Genomic DNA, 20,156 nt, shown 5'->3' on the forward strand with positions numbered 1-20,156 from the left:
GCCCCCACCCCGAGGACGACACGTGACCTTCTCCGACACCCAAGAACAGGGCGCGGCCGGGGACCTGCCCCCGCGGCTCAGTCACCGGCAGATCACCACCGTCATGTCCGGGCTGGTGCTCGGCATGTTCCTGGGGGCGCTGGACCAGACGGTGGTCTCGTCGGCGCTGCGGACCATCGCCGACGACCTGCACGGGCTGACCGCCCAGGCATGGGTGACCACCGCGTACCTCATCACCGCCACCATCGCTACGCCGCTCTACGGCAAGCTCTCCGACATCCACGGCCGCAGGCCCGTCTACCTCGCCGCGATCGCCCTGTTCACCGTCGGCTCGCTGCTGTGCGGATGCGCCACGTCGATCTACGAACTCGCGGCGTTCCGCGCCGTACAGGGTCTCGGCGGCGGCGGGCTGATGTCGCTGGCGATGACGATCGTCGCCGACATCACCAGCCCGCGCGAAAGGGGTCGCTACCAGGGCTACTTCATGGCCGTGTTCGGCGGCGCCAGCATCGTCGGGCCGCTGGTGGGCGGCGCGTTCGCGGACCGGGCCGACCTGCTCGGGACAGCCGGCTGGCGCTGGATCTTCCTGATCAACGTGCCGCTCGCCGCCGCGGCCGCGGTGGCGATCGTGCGCGTGCTGCGCTTCCCGCACCGGCGGGTGCGGCACCGGCTGGACTACGCGGGGGCGCTCGCCCTGGCCGTGGGACTGGTGCCGCTGCTGACGGTCGCCGAGCAGGGCCGCACCTGGGGCTGGGACTCGCCCCGGGCCCTGTCGATGTACGCGATCGGCGTGGCGGGGCTGGCGGTGTTCGTCGTGGTGGAGCGGCGGTCGGGCGACGCCGCGCTGCTGCCTCCGCGCCTGTTCCGCATCCGGACCTTCCGGCTGGGCGTCGGGCTGCACTTCGTCGTCGGCATCGGCATGTTCGGCGCGATGACGACGCTGCCGCTCTATCTCCAGCTCGTGCGCGGCATGAGCCCCATCGAGGCGGGCCTGGCCACCCTGCCCACGGTCGCCGCGAACCTCGCGGTGACTCTGCTGACGGGCCGGATGATCGCCCGGACCGGCCGGTTCAAGGTCCATCTCGTCGCCGGTGTCGGCTCGTTCACCGCCGCGATGCTCGTGTTCGCCACGCTGCGCGTGGACAGCCCGCTGTGGCACCCGGCGCTCGGCATGGTCCTGATGGGCGCGGGGCTCGGCGCGTCGATGCAGACGCTGACCACGCTCGCGCAGAGCGAGGTGCCCCGTACGGACATGGGCGCGGCGACGGCGTCCGTCAACTTCTTCCGCTCCAACGGCGGCACGGTCGGCACCGCGGCGTTCCTGTCGATCCTGTTCACCACGGCGGCCGGCAGCATCGCCGGGCGGCTGGCCGAGGCCCGCCGCGACCCGGCCTACCGCCATCTCCTGGCCCAGCCCGACAACGCGCACGCCCTGACGGGCGTCCTACGGCCCGGTGGCGGCGTCAACCTGGAGGACTCCGCCTTCCTGCGCACCCTCGACCCGAGCGCGGCACTGCCGTTCCTGGAGGGCTACGTCACCTCGATGCGCCTCGTCTTCCTCACCGGCGCCGCGGTGTCCCTGGCCGCCTTCGCGCTGGCGGCCTGGCGGGTCCCCGACCTCACGCTCTCCGACGAGTAGCGTCCGGTCGACGTCCGGCCCCGGCCCCCTCGCGGGTAGGCGTCTCGTCATACTTCCGGGGGACGGGCCGGCCCCCGGTCGCACTTTCGGCCGTCCCGGAAACGGGCATGCGGAGGGACGCCCTGCGGATCATCGGCGCGGAGGATGGTGGGGCCCTCGAAGCACAGTGCCCGACAGGAGCCCCCCGTGATCACCACACCCACCGCTCGCCGCGCCACCGCGGTGGCCGCACGCGCCGCGGAGCTGTCCAAGGTGTACGGACAGGGCGAGACCCGGGTGGTCGCCCTGGACCACGTCACCGTGAACTTCCACCAGGGCGAGTACACCGCGATCATGGGGCCGTCGGGCTCGGGCAAGTCGACGCTGATGCACTGCGTGGCCGGGCTCGACACCTTCACCGGCGGCTCGGTCCGCATCGGTGACACCGAGCTGGGCTCGCTCAAGGACAAGCAGCTCACGCGGCTGCGGCGGGACAAGATCGGCTTCGTCTTCCAGGCGTTCAACCTGCTGCCGACGCTGACGGCCCTGGAGAACATCACCCTGCCCATGGACATCGCGGGGCGCAAGCCCGACGAGGAGTGGGTGCGCAGGGTCATCGACAGGGTGGGCCTGTCCGATCGGCTGGGTCACCGGCCCGCGCAGCTCTCCGGCGGTCAGCAGCAGCGGGTCGCCGTGGCCCGCGCGCTGGCCTCCCGGCCCGAGATCGTCTTCGGTGACGAGCCGACCGGAAACCTGGACTCGCGCTCGGGCGCCGAGGTGCTGGGCTTCCTGCGCAGCTCCGTACGGGAGTTGGGGCAGACCGTGGTGATGGTGACGCACGACCCGGTGGCGGCCTCCTACGCGGACCGGGTGATCTTCCTCGTGGACGGCCGGATCGTCGACGAGATGATCCGGCCCACGGCGGACCGCGTACTCGACCGCATGAAGGAGTTCGACGGCAGGGGCCGCACCATCTGAGCCTGCCGGGGCGCGGCGGGGCGCCTCCACGCGGGCGGCCTGCATAACGTACGGGAGAGATCACGACCTGCCCGGGAGCTCCCATGATCCGTCCCCGCCGAAGAAGGCCGTCGGACGCCCTCGAGGCGATCGAGCCGCCGGGCAACCTCGAACTGGCCGTCGGCGTGGTCTCGGTGACGGCCCTGGTGGAAATTCTCGGCACCCTGTCCGGGTCCGCGGTGTGGCTCCTCGGTCTCCTGGTCTTCCTTCCGGGTACGGCGTCGGCGCTGTGCACCGTTCAGCAGACGAGGTTCGTCGCCACATGGACCACGGTCATCGTCACCCTCACCGTGCTGCTGCGCGGCAGCGAAGTGGGGAGGTGGCTCGACCGGGCCCTGCTGGTCCTGCTCACCCTCGCCCTGGGAGTGACCTCCGTCTACGCCTGCCACCGCCGCATCAGGCGCGAGCACGAGATGCTCCGCCTGCGCTCCACCGCCGCCGCCATGCAGCGGCACATCCTGCACCCCCTGCCCCTGGTCACCGACGACGTCCTGGTCAACGGCGTGTACGAACCCGTGCAGGAGGACCGGCTCGTCGGCGGTGACATCTACGAGGTCATCGCCTCGCCCTGGGGGACCCGGGTGCTGATCGGTGACGTGCAGGGCAAGGGACTCGCCGCTGTGGGGGCCGCGTTCGCCGTCATCGGCGCCTTCCGCGAGGCGGCCCACCGGGAACCCACGCTCACCGCGCTCGTCGACGCCCTGGACGCCTCGGTCGTCCGACACAACTCGTACGCCGAACAGAACGGCGACGACGAGCGGTTCGTCACCGCGCTCGTCCTGTCCGTCGACGCCCATACCGAGGCGCAGGTCGTCAACTGCGGGCACATCCCGCCCCGGCTGATGCACGACGGCGTCGTCGCCGCACCGCCGCTGGAGTCCGGCGTGCCGCTCGGTCTCGCCGAGCTGGCCCTGGAACCCACGACCGTGGGCTGGTTCGACTTCCCGGCCGGTTCCACACTGCTGCTGACCACCGACGGCCTCACCGAGACCCGTGCCACGGACGGCACGTTCTATCCGGTCGACGAACGGCTGACGGAACACCTCGCCCTCTCCCCCACCGAACTGCCCCGCGCCCTGTACGAGGACGCCCGCGCCTTCGCCGGCGACGGTGACCAGCACGACGACGTCGCCGTCCTGACCGTCCGCCGCTCTCCGTACCGCTGACCGACGCCCCGAACCCCCACCGTTGTGAGCGACATCACACGATGCAAATCACTGTCGTCAGGTCATCATATGACCTGATCTCCTCCGGGGGCCGGAGCCGACCCTCTGGACGACACAGCAGGACGAGGATGGGCATGGACGACGAGAACGAGACCGCACGTCCGCCTGTGGGCGTGGTGGGACTGGGAGCCATGGGCCTCGGGATGGCCCGCGCTCTGCGCGACGCGGGCTACGACGTGGGGGTCCACGATCTGCGACCGGAGGTGGCCGCGGCCTTCGCCCGCGACGGCGGCACGGCGTTCGGCTCCTGCGGGGAGCTGGCAGCCGCGGTGGACGTCCTGGTCGGCGTGGTGGTCAACGCGGAGCAGGTCGAGTCCGTGCTGTTCGGCGCTGACGGGGCGGCCGGCCGGCTCCGCCCGGGCTCCGTCTTCGTGATGTGCTCCACGGTCGACCCGGGCTGGTCCGCGGGGCTCGAAGGCCGCCTGGCCGAGTCGGGGGTGCTCTACCTGGACGCTCCCATCTCCGGGGGCGCCGCCCGTGCGGCGTCCGGCGAGCTCACCATGATGACGTCGGGCTCCGCCGCCGCGTACTCGGTCGCCGACCCGGTGCTGGAGGCCATGAGCAGCACCGTCTACCGACTGGGCGACCGCGCGGGACTCGGCTCGAAGGTCAAGATCGTGAACCAGCTGCTCGCGGGCGTGCACATCGCCGCCGCGGCCGAGGCGATGGCCCTCGGCATCAGGTCCGGCGTTCCCGCCGAGGCGCTCTACGAGGTCATCACGCACAGCGCCGGCAACTCCTGGATGTTCGAGAACCGCATGGCCCACGTGCTCGCCGGTGACTACACCCCCCTTTCCGCCGTCGACATCTTCGTCAAGGACCTGGGGCTCGTCCTGGACGCCGCCCGCCCGGAACGGTTCCCGCTCCCCCTCGCAGCCACCGCCCACCAGATGTTCCTCCAGGCATCGGCCTCCGGCCTGGGGACCGAGGACGACAGCGCGGTCATCAAGATCTTCCCGGGGATCGACCTGCCCGAGCCGGTGGAGGCGTGACATGGGAATTCGCCTCGGGTGCATCGCGGACGACTTCACCGGCGCCACCGACCTGGCCAACAACCTGGTGCGCGCGGGCATGCGCGTCGTCCAGCTGATCGACGTGCCGCCGGCCGGCGCCGAACAGGCGGTGGACGCCGACGCCGTGGTCATCGCCCTCAAGTCGCGGACCGTTCCGGCCGCCGACGCCGTCGAGACGTCGCTCCGGGCACTGGCCTGGTTGCGGTCCCTGGGCGCCGAGCAGGTCTACTTCAAGTACTGCTCCACCTTCGACTCGACACCGGCCGGCAACATCGGACCGGTCACCGAGGCGCTGATGGACGCGCTGGGCACCGACTTCACGGTGGCGACGCCCGCGTTCCCCGACAACGGGCGCACGGTCTTCAAGGGCCATCTGTTCGTGGGTGACGTGCTGCTCGGCGACAGCGGCATGCGCCACCACCCGCTCACCCCGATGACCGACTCCAACCTGGTCTCCGTCCTCGGTGCGCAGACCACCCGGGCAGTCGGCCTCATCGACCACACGGTCGTCGCCGGCGGCGCCGAGGCGATCCGAGCCCGCATCGACGCCCTGCGCGAGGACGGCGTCGGGATCGCCGTCGTCGACGCCGTCTCCAACGACGACCTGCTGCGCCTGGGTACGGCGGTCCAGGGGCTTGCGCTGGTGACCGCCGGTTCGGGTCTGGCGATCGGGCTGCCCGCGAACTGGGGTTTCAAGCCGTCACGTGCCGCCGCGCAGCTGCCGCCTCCCGGCGGCCACCGGGCCATCGTCTCGGGATCGGTCTCCGTCGCCACCAACGGCCAGGTCCTCCGGTACCTGCGCAGCGGCCGGCCCGCGTTCAGCGTGGATCCGCTGCGTGTCGCGGCCGGTGAGGACGTGGTCGGGCAGGCGCTGGCCTTCGCCGAGTCACACCTGGACGTCGGACCGGTCCTGGTCTACTCCACCGAGTCGGCCGACACGGTCCGCACCGTCCAGGGCCGGCTCGGTGCCGCCGAGGCCGGCGAGCTCGTGGAGCGGACGCTGGCGCGCGTGGCGCAGGGACTCGTGGAACGTGGCGTCCGCCGGCTCGTCGTCGCGGGCGGTGAGACGTCGGGAGCGGTCGTCCAGGCGCTCGGTGTCACCGGGCTGCGGATCGGACCTCAGATCGACCCCGGTGTGCCGTGGTGCGCGGCCACCCTTCCCGGTGGGGACACGCTCCACATCACGCTCAAGTCCGGCAACTTCGGCGGCCCCGACTTCTTCACCTCCTCCTTCGCACTCCTGGACGAGGAGGCCGCATGACCCAGCAGCCGGGCACCACCGCCGGGACAGGCCACGACGAGGCCGTCGACAAGGCGCGCCACGAGATCGTCCGCGTGGGCACCAGCCTGTTCGCCCGGGGCTACGTGCACGCCAGCGCCGGCAACATCAGCGCCAAGGCCGGCGACCACCACCTGATCACTCCCACCGACGCCGCCCTGGGGTTCCTCGAACCCGGCCGCCTCGCCCTGGTCGACGCCCGTGGTGAACAGATCGCGGGCGACCGCGCCAGCAAGACCCTGACCCTGCACCGACGGATCTGCTCCGCCGACCCCACGGCCCGGTTCGTCATCCACACGCACTCCACGCACCTGGTCGCGCTCACCCTGGCCGGCGTGTGGAGCGACGACGACGTGCTCCCTCCCCTCACGCCGTACTACGTGATGAAGGTGGGGCACGTCCCGCTCATCCCCTACCACCGGCCCGGCGACCCGCGCGTGGCCGACCTGGTGACCGCCCGCATCGCCGCCCACGCGGCGAGCCGTACGCCCGTCAGGGCCGTGCTGCTCGAAAGGCTGGGCCCCGTCGTCTGGGGACCCGACGCGGCCACCGCCCTCGCCGTCCTCGAAGAACTCGAGGAGACGGCACGTCTCTGGCTCCTGACCGACCGTCGCCCCGAGCCCCTCCCGTCCCACGCGCTCGACGAACTGAGGTCCGCGTTCGGCGCCGCGTGGTGACCCGCTCCGCACCCTGTCAGAGAATTCCCCCGAGCCGCACGAGGGATCACCCATGTCCATGCCCATAACGGCGTCCACCTCCACCGACGTCGCCCGTGAGAACGCCGTCTTCCGCAAGGTCGTGCGACGTATCGTCCCCTTCCTCGTCCTGTGCTACGTCGTCTCCTACCTGGACCGGGTCAACGTCGGCTTCGCCAAGCTCCAGATGTCCGACGACCTCGGCTTCAGCGAGGCGGCGTACGGCCTCGGCGCCGGCCTGTTCTTCATCGGCTACTTCCTCTTCGAGGTGCCGTCGAACCTGATGCTCCAGCGCGTCGGCGCCCGCACCTGGATCGCCCGGATCATGATCAGCTGGGGCCTCGTCTCGGGAGCGTTCATGTTCGTCCACAACGAGGCGATGTTCTACGTCCTGAGGTTCCTCCTCGGTGCCGCGGAGGCGGGTTTCTACCCGGGCGTGATCCTTTACTGCACCTACTGGTTCCCCTCTCACCGCCGTGCCCGGGTGATCGCGCTCTTCATGTCCGCCATCCCGGTGGCCGGCATCTTCGGCAACCCGCTCTCCGGCTGGATCATGGACCGGTTCCAGGGCGTGAACGGCTGGCAGGGCTGGCAGTGGATGTTCCTGCTGGAGGCGATCCCCGCCCTCCTCATCGGTGTGGCCACCCTGTTCTACCTCGACAACAGCGTGCGCGCCGCCAAGTGGCTCACCGACGAGGAGAAGGCCGTCGTCGAGCGGGCGATCGCCGAGGACGCCGCGCACCAGACCGTGCACGGCCGGGTCTGGGACGCCTTCCGCGAGCCCAAGGTGTGGCTGATGTGCCTCATCTACTTCTGCTTCGTGATGGGCCAGTACGCCCTGACCTTCTGGATGCCCACGTTCATCGAGTCCACCGGCATCGAGGGCAACCTGGCGATCGGCATGCTCAGCGCGGTGCCTTTCCTGGCGGCGCTCGTCACGATGAACCTGTTCGGGCGTTCCGCGGACAAGCGCCGTGAGCGCCGCTGGCATCTGGTGGTGCCCAGTCTCATGGGCGCGGTGGGCTTCTCGCTGGCGGCGGGCTGGGCCGGGTCGACCGCACTGTCCCTGGCCGCGCTTTCCTTCGCCGCGGCCGGCGTGCTGACCTGCGCGCCGCTGTTCTGGTCGCTGCCCACCGCGTTCCTCGGCGGCACCGCCGCCGCGGTCGGCCTCGCCGCGATCAACTCGGTCGGCAACCTCGCCGGCTTCGTCAGTCCGTACATGATCGGCGCGCTGAAGGACGCCACCGGCTCGACGTCACTCCCGAGGTACGTCCTGGCGCTCAGTCTCGTCATCGGCGCCGCCGCGGTGCTCACCACCGACAAGTACGTCGTCAACCGCTGACCGGGCCCCCGGTCCCCACACAGGAGCCAGCATGCCGAGGTTCGCAGCGAACCTGTCCATGATGTACACCGAGCACGATTTCCCCGACCGCTTCGCCGCGGCCTCGGCGGACGGCTTCACCGCCGTCGAATACCTCTTCCCCTACGCCTACGACGCCACGGAGCTGCGCCGCCGGCTCGACGACCACGGCCTCAGGCAGGTGCTGTTCAACGCGCCTCCCGGAGCATGGGAGTCCGGAGAACGCGGGACGGCGGCGCTGCCCGGCCGGGAGGCGGAGACCCGCTCCTCGATCGACCGGGCTCTGCGGTACGCCGCCGCACTGGACTGCCCCCGGCTGCACGTGATGGCCGGGCTCGTGCCGCCCGACGCCACGCCGAAGGAACGGGCCGAGCACCGCGACACCTACCTGGCCAACCTGGGCTGGGCCGCCGAGCGCGCAGCCGCGCAGGGCGTCGACATCCTCATCGAGCCGATCAACGGCCGTGACATGCCGGGCTACTTCCTGTCCAGGCAGGCGGAGGCGCACGAGGTCGTACAGGAGGTGGGTGCCCCGAACCTCAAGGTGCAACTCGACCTCTACCACTGCCAGATCGTCGAAGGCGACCTCACCACCACCCTGCGCCGCGATCTGCCGAGCGGCCGGGTCGGTCATCTGCAGATCGCGGGTGTGCCGGACCGCCACGAGCCCGACCGGGGCGAGCTCGACGTGGGCCACCTGTTCCGCGTCGTCGACGACCTGGGCTTCGAGGGGTGGATCGGCTGCGAGTACGTCCCCCTCGCCGGTACGAGCGAAGGCCTCGGCTGGCTGAACGACTACCGAGGAGACACCGCATGAGGATCGTCATCACGGGCGGCTTCGGCTTCCTGGGGCGGCAGGTCACCGGCACCCTGCTCAGGACACGGACCTTCCGCGGTGCGCCGATCGACCGGCTGGTGCTCGCCGACCGGATCGTGCCGGCCGGGGCTCCGGAGAGGGCCGACCCCCTCGTGGAGACGGTGCGGGGGGATCTGGCCGAGTGCCTCGACGACGTGTTCGCCGAGCCGGTGGACGTGCTGATCCACCTCGCCGCCGCCGTTTCGGCCGAGTGCGAGGCCGACTTCGACCTGGGCATGAGCGCCAACCTGGACACCACCCGCGCGCTCCTCGAAGCCGCCCGGGCGCAGTCGGCCGCCGGCGGGCCCCCACCGCGCCTGGTGTTCGCCAGCAGCGTGGCGGTCTACGGCTCCGACCCGGCACTGCCGCTCCCGCCGGTGGTCAGCGAGTCGACGCTGCCCACGCCCCGGTCGAGCTACGGCGTCCAGAAACTCGTCTGCGAGCAACTCGTCGCGGACTACACCCGCCGGGGCTTCCTCGACGGACGCGTGGCCCGCCTGATGACCGTCTCGGTGCGGCCCGGCAAGCCGAACGCGGCCGCCTCCGGCTTCCTGTCCGGCATCATCCGCGAGCCGCTCGCGGGCCTCCCCGCGACCTGTCCCGTGCGTCCCGACCTGCGGGTGGCCCTGGCGTCGCCTCGGCGCACGGTCGAGGGGATCCTCCGCATCGCGGAGGCCGAGCGCGGCATGGGGAGGGGCCGGTTCGAGGGCGGACTGCCGGTCAACCTCCCGGGGCTCACGGTCTCGGTCGCGGAGATGCTGGCCACGCTGCGGCAGATGGCCGGCGACGCCGTCGCCGACCTGGTGACGATCGCGCCCGATCATGAGGTCGAGGCCATCGTGGGTTCGTGGCCTTCCGTCTTCGACAACACGCGGGCCACGGCACTCGGGCTCCAGCCCGATCCGGACTTCGCATCGGTGGTGCGGGACTACGCCGCCGACCACCGCGACGCGGTCCTGGTCGACTCGCCGCTCACCGCGGGACAGCCGAGCGAGGGTCTATAGACTGAAAACCATGTTTTCCAAGGTGCCCGGTCCCGTCCGGCTCGCCGACCAGGTCGCCGCGACGCTCTCCGAGGAGATCGAGTCGGGGCGGCTTGCCGAGGGTGACCGACTGCCGACAGAGGTGGAGCTGGTCAGGCAGCTGGGCGTCAGCCGCACCGTGGTGCGCGAGGCCCTGTCGAGGCTCCGCAACGCGGGCCTGGTCGAACCGCGGCAAGGCATCGGCGTGTTCGTCCTGCCCCGGCGCACACGCCCGCTCGACCTCGACGCCGCCGACACCAAGGCGAAGGTGCTGCAGATCGTGGAGGTACGCCGGGCCATGGAGGGCGAGGCAGCCAGTCTCGCCGCCACCCGGGCCACACCGCGCGACCTCGCGCGCATGCGTCAGGCACTGGACACGATCGACTCGGCGGTGGCGGCCGGCGGCGACGGCGTGGACGAGGACCTGGCCTTCCACCGGTCCATCGCCGAGTCGACCGGAAACGCCGTGATGGTCTCGACTGTGCGGTACCTGGGCGACGTGTCGCGCAGCGGTATCCGCGTCACGCGTGCGAACGAGGCACGCCGGAACGACTTCATCGAAGCGGTCCGGGACGAGCACCACGCCATCCTCGCCGCCATCGAGGCAGGCGACCCCGAAGCGGCACGCGCCGCCGCACGCCGCCACATGCAGCAGGCCGCCGGCCGGCTCCAGGATGCCGACGACAGCTTCTGGACGCAGACCGAGGACCTCGCCGTGGACCTCGACGCCGCTCCCTGACAGGGAGCGGGCCGCCGCCAGAGCCCCCGTGGGGCCAGGTGAGGCCCGGCTACTCCGAGAGTGCTCGCATCGCCCGGTGGAGCAGCACGGCCAGGGGAACGGTGCCCTCGCAAGCCACCCACCCCATGGCGGCCACGTCCAGGCAGGCGAGCGCGGCGGCGGCCAGTGCGCTCGGCCTGGTGTCCTCCGGCCGGTCGGGGCCGACGCCCAGTCGCCGGGCGACCTCCGGCACCAGCAGTCCCTGCCAGAGCAGTTGCTTCTCATGGTGGCCCGCGCGCAGCGACGGGGTCTCCTGGAGCACGCGCAGATAGGTGAGTGCCTGGCTCGGACGCCTGCTCGTTCATCCGCGTCGGGACGTCGAAGGACCGGCGCAGCGCCTCCCAGGGCCGCTCGTCGTCAGGGGCGGGCGGCGAGCGCCTCCGCGATTGGGCGACCGGATTCCTGCAAGCGTCCGAGGACGATTTCTTCCTTAGTGCCGAAGTACCGGAACAGGCTGGCGCGCGACAGACCACCTCGGCGGCGATCTGGTGGACGGTCGTCCGGTCGAACCCCTGCTCGGTGAAGAGCCGGTGCGCCACCTCGACCACTTCCGCCCGGACCGTCGCACGCATGCGCTCACGCAAGCCTGGCGGCTTGCCTGCGGACTGGGCAGAGGGACGGGCGGTCTCGGTCACGCGCGACCCACTGGACGATCGCCGGCAGAGCCGTTTAGATTCTAGGTCCAGGCTTGGACAGCCAGTCCAATAGCCGAGGCCACCCCCACCCACGTCTGGGCCCTGGCCGTTCTCAAGAGGATGGACGTCTCCCGGTGAACACCCCCGCCCCCGCCGCCAACCCGAGCACCACCCGGACCCTTGCCGGCCCCGACACCCCGTTCGCCGTGGTCGACGTCCACAAGGCCCGGCGCAACATCGAACGGCTGGCAGCCAGGGCCGGCCGGCTCGCGGTCGCCCTGCGCCCTCACGTGAAGACGGCCAAGAGCCTCGACGTCGCCGCCCTGCTGCACGACGGCTCCCCCTGCCCCATCACCGTCTCCACCCTCGCCGAGGCCGAGGCGTTCGCCGACGGGGGCTACACCGACATCACCTACGCCGTCGGCATCGACCCCCGCAAACTCCCGCGCGTCGTCGCACTGCTGCGCCGCGGCGTCACCCTGCGCGTCCTGCTGGACAGCACCGCCCAGGCGGAGTTCGTCGCCGAAGCCTCTCGCCAGGCCGGCGTTCCCGTCCCGGCCCAGATCGAGATCGACTGCGACGGCCACCGCGGCGGCGTCGAGCCCGGCGCCCCTGCGCTCTGCGAAATCGGCCGCATCCTGCACGATGCGCGCTGCCTGGACGGAGTGCTGACGCACGCGGGCAAGTCCTACTTCGCCTCCACCGCGGAGGAACAGCGTCTGGCGGCGAGGAACGAACGCGACGCCGCCGTCACCGCGGCCGAGCGGCTGCGCGCGGCAGGCCTGCCCGTGGCCACCGTCAGCGTCGGCTCCACCCCCACCGCCCACGCCGCCGAGGACCTCACCGGCGTCACCGAACTGCGCGCCGGCACCTACGTCTTCTTCGACCTGGTCATGGCCGGCCTCGGTGTCTGCGGCATCGACGACCTCGCCCTCTCGGTCGTCGTCACCGTCATCGGCCACCGCTCCGAGTACGGCTGGATCGTCACCGACGGCGGCTGGATGGCCATGTCCCGCGACCGTGGCACCGCCGCCCAGACGCAGGACCAGGGATACGGCCTGGTCACCGACCTGGACGGCACGCTCGTGCCGGGACTGGTCATGACGGCCGCGAGTCAGGAGCACGGCACCCTCACCGCCCGCGACGGCGCCCGACTGCCCGAACTGCCCATCGGCACCCGCCTGCGCATCCTGCCCAATCACGCCTGCGCCACCGCCGCCCAGCATCAGGGCTACCAAGTCATCGACAGCGCCCGGGCCTCGGACCCCGCACCGGCGATCCAGACCTACTGGAACCGCGTCACCGGCTGGTGACCTGATACTCGGTACCAGGATGAGTCGCGGGCCCGATGCTGTGCGCTGCTCGGCATCGGCGAGGTACGTTGACGACCGGAGGACAGAGATGTCTTCAGACGTGGCCCACGGTGACCGAGTGACGTCCGGAACGGCAACTCGAGGGACTGATATCCCATCGCCGGCGATCGAGCAGCTGGGCATCGAACGCGAAGAAGTCCGCGACGCCTGAGCAGCCGGGGGCGCCGCAGAAGCCCGCCTCGTTCAGCGCCAGGAGCACTGTCGTTTGGGATCAGGTCGCAGGGAATCGGCGGCGCCTCGCGTCTGCGACCTGATCCAAACGACAGGCCCTAGCACTCCGCGAGGTTCGCGCGGGTGCCGAGGCGGTCGTGGATCCAGTCGTGGAACTCGCCGATGTGGTGCTCGCTGGGCACCAGGACGCCGCCCTTGGCGTACAGCCGGGAGCTCATCGCGGGCTGGCAGCGCTCGCAGGCGTCGAAGTCCTGACGGTTGACGCGGTCGAACAGCTCGACCGACCGGCTGACGTCCCGGCCGCCGGCCACCACGTCCTTCAGGTATAGCCAGTCGCACTCCACGATCGTGCGGTCGACCGCCACCGGGAACATCCGGTGGAAGATCACGTGGTCGGGGACCAGGTTGATGAACACCTGAGGGCGCACCGTGATCGCGTAGTACCGGCGGTCCTGCTCCTCGGAGACCGTGGGGATACGGTCCAGGCCCTGCGAGCCGTCCACGGTGAAGCCCTGGACCTCCGAGCCGAACTCGGCGCCGTGTCCCACGTAGTACTGCGCCGCGTAACCGTCGGCGAACTCCGGGAGGACCTCGGTCAGCTCGGGGTGGATCGTCGCGCAGTGGTAGCACTCCATGAAGTTCTCGATGATGAGCTTCCAGTTGGCCTTGACGTCGTAGACGATCCGCCGGCCGACCTCCAGGCTCTCGACGTCGTACCGCTCGATGGACTCCACGTCGCCCAGGCGCGCGACCACGTCCGCTATCACCGACCGCTCGAACGAGGGCGGGTTCTCGGCCAGGCACACCCACACGTAGCCGAGCCACTCGCGCACCGCCACGCTCGCCAGGCCGAACTCGGTACGGCCGACGTCCGGCATCCTGGTGAGGTTCGGGGCCGCGACGAGCTTGCCACTGAGGTCGTACGTCCAGGCGTGGTACGGGCACTGGAAGGCCCGCTTCACCTCGCCGGACTCCTGCGTGCACAGCTTCGCGCCCCGGTGCCTGCACACGTTGAAGAAGGCCCGGACGGAGCCGTCCCGCGACCGGGTCACCAGGATGCTCTCCCGCCCGACGTCCACGGTCCGGAAGGCGCCCGGCTTCGCCAGTTCCGACGCGCGCGCCGCGCAGAACCACATGGATTCAAAGATGTGTTCCTGCTCCAGGCGGAAGATCTCCGGGTCCGTGTAGTGGTCACCGGGGAGGGTCGCGATCAGGCTCTCCGGCAGGCCGGTCGTCGTCATGGTTCACCTCGGAGTGAAGCGCCTCGGGGCGGCGAGTGGTTGCCTCATAAGCAACGAGCTTCTTGCTACGCAACTCACGGTGCAGCCCGCCCGAAGCACTGTCAAGCCCTTGACCGCAGCCCGCTGCAGCCAGGACCATGTTGCGTATCAGTCAGCTCGTTGCGTAATGCGCACTTCCTCTGGGAGGGCTCCGTGTCTCTTGGACCCACAACCGGCCGCGAGTTCGTCCTCACCCTCTCGTGCCCCGACCGCTCGGGGCTCGTCCACGCCGTCACCGGCTTCCTGGTCGAGCACTCCGGGAACATCCAGGAGAGCCAGCAGTTCGACGACCGGCTGCGGGACCGCTTCTTCATGCGGGTGCACTTCGACGTCTCGGACCCGGGCACGTCACTGGAGGACCTGAAGTCCGGCTTCGCCCAGGTGGCGGAGGCGTACCGGATCTCCTGGCAGCTGTACGAGGCGTCGACGCCGACGCGCACGCTGATCATGGTGTCGAAGTTCGGGCACTGCCTGAACGACCTGCTCTTCCGCTGGCGCACGGGCGCGCTGAACATCGAGGTGCCGGCGATCGTCTCCAACCACCGGGACTTCGAACCGCTCGCCGAGAGCTACGGGATCCCCTTCCACCACGTGCCCGTCACCCGGGAGACGAAGCCCGAGGCGGAGGCGCGGCTGCTGGAGCTCGTCGACGAGCTGGGCATCGACCTGGTGGTCCTCGCCCGCTACATGCAGATCCTGTCGAACGACCTGTGCAAGCAGCTCGAAGGCCGGGCGATCAACATCCACCACTCCTTCCTGCCGAGCTTCAAGGGCGCCCGACCCTATGTCCAGGCGTACGAGCGCGGCGTCAAGCTCGTCGGAGCGACGGCCCACTACGTCACGCCGGACCTCGACGAGGGACCCATCATCGAGCAGGACGTCATCCGCGTGAACCACTCACAGGGGCCTGACAGCATGGTGGCCCTGGGACGCGACGTCGAGGCGCAGGTCCTGGCGCGGGCGGTGGAATGGCACAGCCAGAGCCGCGTCATGGTCAACGGCAACCGTACGGTCGTCTTCCGCTGAGGAAAATGACCTCCACCCCCTCACACCTGTTGACCATTTCACCTAGGGTTTCGCCATGAGCAACTACGGCGAGTCCGCAGGCGCTCCCAGTGGCGGAGTGCAGTCCGTTGACCGTGCTGTCGCCGTGCTGGAGATCCTCGCCCAGCACGGCGAGGCGGGCGTGAGTGAAGTGGCCGCGGCGATCGACGTCCACAAGTCCACCGCGTTCCGTCTGCTCGGCGCGCTGGAAGCGCACGGGATGGTCGAGCAGGAGAGCGAACGCGGCAAGTACCGGCTCGGCTTCGGTGTCGTGCGCCTCGCCGGCGCGGTGACGGGCCGCATCGCCGTCACCAGACACGGGCGCGGGATCTGTGAGCGTCTCGTCGACGAGGTCGGCGAGACGATGAACATCGCCGTGCTGGAGTCCCACCACGCGATCAACCTCTACCAGGTGCGCGGTTCGTCGGCCATCGCCGCGCAGAACTGGGTGGGACGGCTGACGCCGTTGCACTGCACGTCGAGCGGCAAGATCCTCCTGGCCCACCTCGACCGCGAGGACCGCGACGAACTCCTCGCCGAGGCCGGACTCCCCCGATTCACACCGCGCACGGTGACCTCCAGGAAGAAACTGGAGGCAGACCTGTCCGAAGCCCGTGAGCAGGGCTATGCCATCACGGTGGAGGAGTACGAAGAGGGCCTCAACGCCCTGTCCGCCCCCGTCCGTTCGGACGACGGCGAAGTCGTCGCCGCCCTCAGCGCGTCGGGGCCGGCCTTCCGGCTCACGGTGGAGCGGATGCACGAACTGGCGCCCCTGCTGGTCGCGGGGGCGGACGAGCTCAGCCGCCGTCTCGGCTATGCGGGCTGAGGTCCGCAAGGCCCGGCTCGGTCGCTTCGGTCGTTGACCAGGGCAGGACCAGCCCGACGAGCGGCGGGCGGTGACCCGGTATCCGGATCACCGCCCGCCGCTTGCCTGCGGCCCGCGTCAGCCCGTCCACTCCACAGCCGCGTCCAGCAGCCAGTCCGTCAGATAGTCGGCGAAGGACGAACGGACCAGCACCCAGAACCCGGCCCTGGGGTCGTCACGGGCGACCAGGACGACCTGGGCGCGGCCCAGGTTCGTCTGTGCGCAGCGCCCCGGGCCGAAGACCCGTGGGTGAAGGTCCAGCGAGCACCCGTGGGCCAGCACGTCACGGGCCCGGGGACCCGCGACGAGGAGCGTGGTGCGCTGAGCCGAGACGTCGATGACGGACACGGGCTCACCGCCCGCGGCCTCACGGATCCGGCTCTCCAGGCCCTGCCGACCGCCCGGCGGGCCCACCACGAGCCACTCGTCGGGGCCGAGCCACAGCGCGGTCAGTTCCCCGGCGCGGACCACGGTGTCGGGTTCGACGGGAAGTGGGAGGCCCAGCGCCAGCCCCACGGTGTCCGCCGCCGCTCCCTTGGGGTCGAGACGCACATTGAGCTGGGTCAGGAAGGGCAGTTCCGCCAGCCGGACCGCGCCCCCGGAGGCGCGGGTCGCGGCGGCCAGCCGGCCGGCGGCGTGCGCCAGGGGGCTGCGGAGCGGGGTGGTAACGGCGGTGTCAGCCATCGCGGCGGGCTCCCTCGGGGTCGTAGAGGACGGGGCTCGCGACGGTCACCGGGACCAGCCGGTCGCCCACGGGGGCGTAGAGTCGCTCACCGATGCGGTCCCGGCCGCCCTTGACCAGCGCGAGGGCGAAGGTCCGGCCGAGGGCCGCGCTGCGGTAACTGGACGTGACGTGGCCGAGCATCGGGACGGGCGGCGCCGGCAGCGCACTGCCGGCGACCAGGTGCGTGCCCTCGGGGAGGAACGTGCCCGGGTCCTCCGGAAGCAGCCCGACCAGGTGCTTGCGGTCGGGGCGGGCGGTGTCGGCACGGGCGTGGGACCGCTTGCCGATGAAGTCCCGCTTCTTCTTCGACACCACCCAGCTCATGCCGAGGTCCTGCGGTGTCACGGTGCCGTCGGTGTCCTGGCCGACGATCGGATAGCCCTTCTCCGCCCGCAGGACGTGCATGGTCTCCGTGCCGTACGGGGTGATGCCGTACGGGGCGCCGGCCTCGTACAGCGCCTCCCAGAGGGCGAGGGCCTCCCACGGTGACACGTTGATCTCATAGGCGAGTTCACCGGAGAAGCTGATCCGGCACACGCGCGCGTCGACACCGGCGACGGTCGTCTCGCGCCACGCCATGAACGGGAAGTCGTCGTTGCTCACGGCCAGCCGAGGCGCGAGCGAGCCGAGGACCTCGCGGGAGCGCGGGCCGACCAGGGCCACGGTGGCCCACTGCTCGGTCACCGACGTGCAGTGGACGCGCAGTTCGGGCCACTCCGTCTGGAGCCACTCCTCCATCCAGTCCAGCACGGCGGCCGCGTTGCCCGTCGTGGTGGTGACCAGGAAGCGGTCCTGGGCGAGGCGGATGACGGTCCCGTCGTCGAAGACCATCCCGTCGGGGCGGCACATCACGCCGTAGCGGATCATGCCGACCTTCAGGGTGCTCATCATGTTGGTGTAGAGCAGGTCGAGGAAGACGCCGGCGTCCGGGCCCTGGACGTCGATCTTGCCGAGGGTGGAGGCGTCCATGAAGGCGACGCCCTCGCGGGCGGCGGCGCACTCGCGCAGTACGGCCGTCTCCATGTCCTCACCGTCCTGCGGGTAGTACCAGGGCCGCTTCCACTGGCCGACGTTCTCGAACAGGGCACCGTGCGCGACATGCCACTCGTGCAGGGCCGTGGTGCGGATCGGGTCGTGCAGGGCACCGCGGTGCCGGCCGGCGAGAGCGGCGAAGGAGACCGGCGTGTACGGCGGCCGGAAGGTGGTGGTGCCGAGCGCGGAGATGTCCACGCCGAGCAGCTCGGCGACGACGCCACTGGCCAGGACGCCGGAGGTCTTGCCCTGGTCGTTCGCCGTGCCGGCCGTGGTGTACCGCTTGGTGTGCTCGACGGAGCGCATGCCGGCGCCGGTCGCCCGGCCCAGGTCGTCGACTGTGACGTCGCGTTGCAGGTCGACGAAGCGCGGGGCGCCTTCCCGGCCCGGGACGGTGAAGGCCCGCATCGGCGGCGTCTGCGGCAGCGTGGCCACCTGTGGCAGGCGGGCCTCCTCCGGGGTGTAGCCCTCGGCCTCGATCGCGCGGGCTCCGGCGGCGGCCCCCTGTGCGAGAACGCGCGCCAGGTCGAAGACGCCGCTCGCGCCGCCCGCGACCTCGACCGCCTGGCGGCAGGTGTCGGGGACGAAGGTGCCGAGTTCCTCGTCGTGGCGCAGCTTGCCTCCCGCCTGGCTGAACAGGTGCGCGACCGGGTTCCAGCCTCCGGAGACCAGGAGCAGGTCGGCGGCGAACTCCCGCTGGCCCGCGGTGTGTCCGTACGGGGCGACGGTCACGGAGGTGAGCCGGGGGGCGCCTTCCGTGGCGGTGACCGCGTGGCCGGTCAGTACCTCGATGCCCGCCCGCCGGGCCCGTGTCGCCCACTGCCCCGGCTCGGTGCGGGTGTCGACGACCGCCTCGACGGTCACGCCCGCCGCCATGAGGTCCAGGGCCGCCGGGTAGGCACTGTCGTTGGTGGTGAAGACGACCGCGTGGCGCCCGGGCAGGGTCCCGTACTTGTTGACGTAGGTGCGGGCCGAGGCGGCCAGCATCACGCCGGGGCGGTCGTTGTCCGCGAAGGCCAGCGAACGTTCGTGCACGCCGGTTGCCAGGACGACACGGCGGGCGCGGATGCGCCAGACGCGTTCGCGGGAGACGTTCTCGGGCGCCTGGGCGCCGAGGTGGTTCGTACGGCGCTCCACGGCGAGGAGGTGGTTGTCGTCGTAGTAGCCGAAGACGGTGGTGCGGCGCAGGACGCGTACGTCGGGTGCGGCGTCCAGCCGGGCGGTCGTCTCGCTCACCCAGTCGAGGTGCTCGCCGGTGCCGAGGAGACTGCCGCCGGGTTCCGGCTGGTCGTCGGCGAGGATGACGCGGGCACCCGATCGGGCGGCGGCTGCCGCTGCGGCGAGGCCGGCCGGGCCCGCGCCCACGACCAGGAGGTCGCAGTGGGCGTGTACGGCGTCGTAGCGGGAGGGGTCCGGTTCCGTGGCGAGGCGGCCCTGGCCCGGGAGGCCGGTCGCGACGAGGCCGTCGTAGAGCTCGACGGTGGTGGCGGGAAGCATGGGCTCGGGGAACGGGGCCTCGATCTGGACGACCGCGTTGGGTTCCTCGACGCCGGCCGAGAAGATGCCGCGTGGGCGGCCCAGCTTGATGCTGGTGCCGGTCTGGATGACGCCGTTGGCGAGGAGGGCGGAGGCGAGGGTGTCGCCCTCGTAGCCCTGGTATGCGGTGCCGTCGAAAGTGAAGGTGATCGGGGTGTCGCGGTGGATCCGGCCGCGGGTGGGGTGGCGGAACGGCTGGGTTGTCTCGCCCTCGCCGCCGCTACCCGTCCCATCCTCCAGGGGCTCCGCCCCTTCGACCCCGCTGGGGGCTGCGCCCCCAGGCCCCCCTTCGGCCTGAACGGCCTCGTCCTCAAGCGCCGGACGGGCTGATTTCAGCGAGCGCGCCTCGATGGCGGCCGGGCGCTCCTCCCCCGCCCGGTACACCGTCAGGATCTCGTTCGTGGATGTGTCCCGCACCGCGTTGAACCAGCGGCGGCAGCCCGCCGCGTGGCTCCAGCGCTCGGCGAAGGGGCCCCTCGGGTTGTCCCGGAAGAAGAGGTAGCGGGCCCACTCCTCGTCGGTGAGCGACGCCGGGTCCTCCGGGTACGGCACGTGGGCCTGGCCGCCGTAGTGGAACTCGGACTCGTCACGGGGCCCGCACCACGGGCAGGGGATCAGCAGCATGGGGTCGG

17 protein-coding genes are annotated in these 20,156 nt (G+C 71.2%); 13 read left to right on the forward strand and 4 right to left on the reverse strand.

Annotation, left to right across the window (positions count from 1 at the left end):
* Positions 1 to 22 precede the first annotated feature (22 nt).
* From SCNRRL3882_RS03425 to SCNRRL3882_RS03470, 10 genes are all read left to right on the forward strand, one after another.
* Positions 23 to 1,639, forward strand: a complete 1,617-nt coding sequence (locus tag SCNRRL3882_RS03425) for an MDR family MFS transporter (protein ID WP_010043873.1) — start codon at positions 23 to 25, stop codon at positions 1,637 to 1,639.
* Between the two features lie 186 nt (positions 1,640 to 1,825).
* On the forward strand, positions 1,826 to 2,596 hold the full coding sequence (locus tag SCNRRL3882_RS03430; RefSeq protein ID WP_102514727.1) for an ABC transporter ATP-binding protein: 771 nt from the start codon (positions 1,826 to 1,828) through the stop codon (positions 2,594 to 2,596).
* Positions 2,597 to 2,679: 83 nt separating this feature from the next.
* The gene (locus tag SCNRRL3882_RS03435; protein ID WP_010043866.1) at positions 2,680 to 3,801 is read left to right on the forward strand and encodes a PP2C family protein-serine/threonine phosphatase; all 1,122 of its coding nucleotides are present in this window, start codon (positions 2,680 to 2,682) and stop codon (positions 3,799 to 3,801) included.
* Positions 3,802 to 3,935: 134 nt separating this feature from the next.
* The gene (gene ltnD / locus SCNRRL3882_RS03440; RefSeq protein ID WP_029181450.1) at positions 3,936 to 4,853 is read left to right on the forward strand and encodes an L-threonate dehydrogenase; all 918 of its coding nucleotides are present in this window, start codon (positions 3,936 to 3,938) and stop codon (positions 4,851 to 4,853) included.
* Position 4,854: 1 nt separating this feature from the next.
* Positions 4,855 to 6,135 (forward strand): 3-oxo-tetronate kinase, encoded by a 1,281-nt coding sequence (gene otnK, locus SCNRRL3882_RS03445; RefSeq protein ID WP_010043862.1) that lies wholly within the window; start codon positions 4,855 to 4,857, stop codon positions 6,133 to 6,135.
* Positions 6,132 to 6,830, forward strand: coding sequence for an aldolase (locus SCNRRL3882_RS03450; protein WP_010043860.1), 699 nt, complete (start codon positions 6,132 to 6,134; stop codon positions 6,828 to 6,830). Before otnK ends, SCNRRL3882_RS03450 begins: the two co-directional genes overlap by 4 nt.
* A 52-nt stretch (positions 6,831 to 6,882) precedes the next feature.
* The gene (locus SCNRRL3882_RS03455; protein ID WP_010043858.1) at positions 6,883 to 8,190 is read left to right on the forward strand and encodes an MFS transporter; all 1,308 of its coding nucleotides are present in this window, start codon (positions 6,883 to 6,885) and stop codon (positions 8,188 to 8,190) included.
* A gap of 31 nt (positions 8,191 to 8,221) precedes the next feature.
* The gene (gene otnI / locus SCNRRL3882_RS03460) at positions 8,222 to 9,025 is read left to right on the forward strand and encodes a 2-oxo-tetronate isomerase (protein ID WP_010043854.1); all 804 of its coding nucleotides are present in this window, start codon (positions 8,222 to 8,224) and stop codon (positions 9,023 to 9,025) included.
* Positions 9,022 to 10,068, forward strand: a complete 1,047-nt coding sequence (denD, locus tag SCNRRL3882_RS03465; protein WP_010043853.1) for a D-erythronate dehydrogenase — start codon at positions 9,022 to 9,024, stop codon at positions 10,066 to 10,068. The genes otnI and denD overlap by 4 nt, the downstream gene beginning before the upstream one ends.
* Before the next feature lie 10 nt (positions 10,069 to 10,078).
* Positions 10,079 to 10,825, forward strand: coding sequence for a FadR/GntR family transcriptional regulator (locus SCNRRL3882_RS03470; RefSeq protein WP_010043852.1), 747 nt, complete (start codon positions 10,079 to 10,081; stop codon positions 10,823 to 10,825).
* Between the two features lie 49 nt (positions 10,826 to 10,874).
* On the opposite strand, the gene SCNRRL3882_RS41575 is transcribed toward SCNRRL3882_RS03470, so the two are convergent.
* The gene (locus SCNRRL3882_RS41575) at positions 10,875 to 11,126 is read right to left on the reverse strand and encodes a hypothetical protein (protein WP_010043850.1); all 252 of its coding nucleotides are present in this window, start codon (positions 11,124 to 11,126) and stop codon (positions 10,875 to 10,877) included.
* Positions 11,127 to 11,633: 507 nt separating this feature from the next.
* Here SCNRRL3882_RS41575 and SCNRRL3882_RS03480 point away from each other — a divergent pair.
* Positions 11,634 to 12,812 carry a DSD1 family PLP-dependent enzyme gene (locus SCNRRL3882_RS03480; RefSeq protein WP_010043847.1) on the forward strand — a complete coding sequence of 393 codons (1,179 nt, stop codon included), beginning with the start codon at positions 11,634 to 11,636 and terminating at the stop codon, positions 12,810 to 12,812.
* A gap of 329 nt (positions 12,813 to 13,141) precedes the next feature.
* On the opposite strand, the gene SCNRRL3882_RS03485 is transcribed toward SCNRRL3882_RS03480, so the two are convergent.
* Positions 13,142 to 14,284 carry an aromatic ring-hydroxylating oxygenase subunit alpha gene (locus tag SCNRRL3882_RS03485; protein ID WP_010043846.1) on the reverse strand — a complete coding sequence of 381 codons (1,143 nt, stop codon included), beginning with the start codon at positions 14,282 to 14,284 and terminating at the stop codon, positions 13,142 to 13,144.
* 192 nt (positions 14,285 to 14,476) lie between these two features.
* Between SCNRRL3882_RS03485 and purU the strand changes: the two genes are divergently transcribed.
* Together purU and SCNRRL3882_RS03495 are read left to right on the forward strand one after the other, a co-directional pair.
* Entirely contained in the window at positions 14,477 to 15,349 is an 873-nt protein-coding gene (gene purU / locus SCNRRL3882_RS03490; protein ID WP_010043845.1) for a formyltetrahydrofolate deformylase, read from the forward strand.
* A gap of 55 nt (positions 15,350 to 15,404) precedes the next feature.
* On the forward strand, positions 15,405 to 16,193 hold the full coding sequence (locus tag SCNRRL3882_RS03495) for an IclR family transcriptional regulator (RefSeq protein WP_050810285.1): 789 nt from the start codon (positions 15,405 to 15,407) through the stop codon (positions 16,191 to 16,193).
* 117 nt (positions 16,194 to 16,310) lie between these two features.
* On the opposite strand, the gene SCNRRL3882_RS03500 is transcribed toward SCNRRL3882_RS03495, so the two are convergent.
* Positions 16,311 to 16,916 carry a sarcosine oxidase subunit gamma gene (locus tag SCNRRL3882_RS03500; RefSeq protein ID WP_010043843.1) on the reverse strand — a complete coding sequence of 202 codons (606 nt, stop codon included), beginning with the start codon at positions 16,914 to 16,916 and terminating at the stop codon, positions 16,311 to 16,313.
* A complete protein-coding gene (locus SCNRRL3882_RS03505) occupies positions 16,909 to 20,148 on the reverse strand; it encodes a sarcosine oxidase subunit alpha family protein (protein ID WP_010043842.1) in 3,240 nt (1,079 codons plus the stop codon). Before SCNRRL3882_RS03505 ends, SCNRRL3882_RS03500 begins: the two co-directional genes overlap by 8 nt.
* Between the last annotated feature and the right edge of the window lie 8 nt (positions 20,149 to 20,156).

The sequence above is a fragment of the Streptomyces chartreusis NRRL 3882 genome, from assembly GCF_900236475.1.
GTDB classification, from domain to species: domain Bacteria; phylum Actinomycetota; class Actinomycetes; order Streptomycetales; family Streptomycetaceae; genus Streptomyces; species Streptomyces chartreusis_D.

What these genes read in the sequence shown, in the direction of transcription:
- SCNRRL3882_RS03495 (WP_050810285.1), top strand. Translation starts at nt 15,405, where the DNA reads ATGAGCAACTACGGCGAGTCCGCAGGCGCTCCCAGTGGCGGAGTGCAG.
- SCNRRL3882_RS03455 (WP_010043858.1), top strand. Translation starts at nt 6,883, where the DNA reads ATGTCCATGCCCATAACGGCGTCCACCTCCACCGACGTCGCCCGTGAG.
- otnI (WP_010043854.1), top strand. Translation starts at nt 8,222, where the DNA reads ATGCCGAGGTTCGCAGCGAACCTGTCCATGATGTACACCGAGCACGAT.
- SCNRRL3882_RS03505 (WP_010043842.1), bottom strand. Translation starts at nt 20,148, where the DNA reads ATGCTGCTGATCCCCTGCCCGTGGTGCGGGCCCCGTGACGAGTCCGAG.
- SCNRRL3882_RS03500 (WP_010043843.1), bottom strand. Translation starts at nt 16,916, where the DNA reads ATGGCTGACACCGCCGTTACCACCCCGCTCCGCAGCCCCCTGGCGCAC.
- denD (WP_010043853.1), top strand. Translation starts at nt 9,022, where the DNA reads ATGAGGATCGTCATCACGGGCGGCTTCGGCTTCCTGGGGCGGCAGGTC.
- otnK (WP_010043862.1), top strand. Translation starts at nt 4,855, where the DNA reads ATGGGAATTCGCCTCGGGTGCATCGCGGACGACTTCACCGGCGCCACC.
- ltnD (WP_029181450.1), top strand. Translation starts at nt 3,936, where the DNA reads ATGGACGACGAGAACGAGACCGCACGTCCGCCTGTGGGCGTGGTGGGA.
- SCNRRL3882_RS03450 (WP_010043860.1), top strand. Translation starts at nt 6,132, where the DNA reads ATGACCCAGCAGCCGGGCACCACCGCCGGGACAGGCCACGACGAGGCC.
- SCNRRL3882_RS03485 (WP_010043846.1), bottom strand. Translation starts at nt 14,284, where the DNA reads ATGACGACGACCGGCCTGCCGGAGAGCCTGATCGCGACCCTCCCCGGT.
- SCNRRL3882_RS03435 (WP_010043866.1), top strand. Translation starts at nt 2,680, where the DNA reads ATGATCCGTCCCCGCCGAAGAAGGCCGTCGGACGCCCTCGAGGCGATC.
- SCNRRL3882_RS03470 (WP_010043852.1), top strand. Translation starts at nt 10,079, where the DNA reads ATGTTTTCCAAGGTGCCCGGTCCCGTCCGGCTCGCCGACCAGGTCGCC.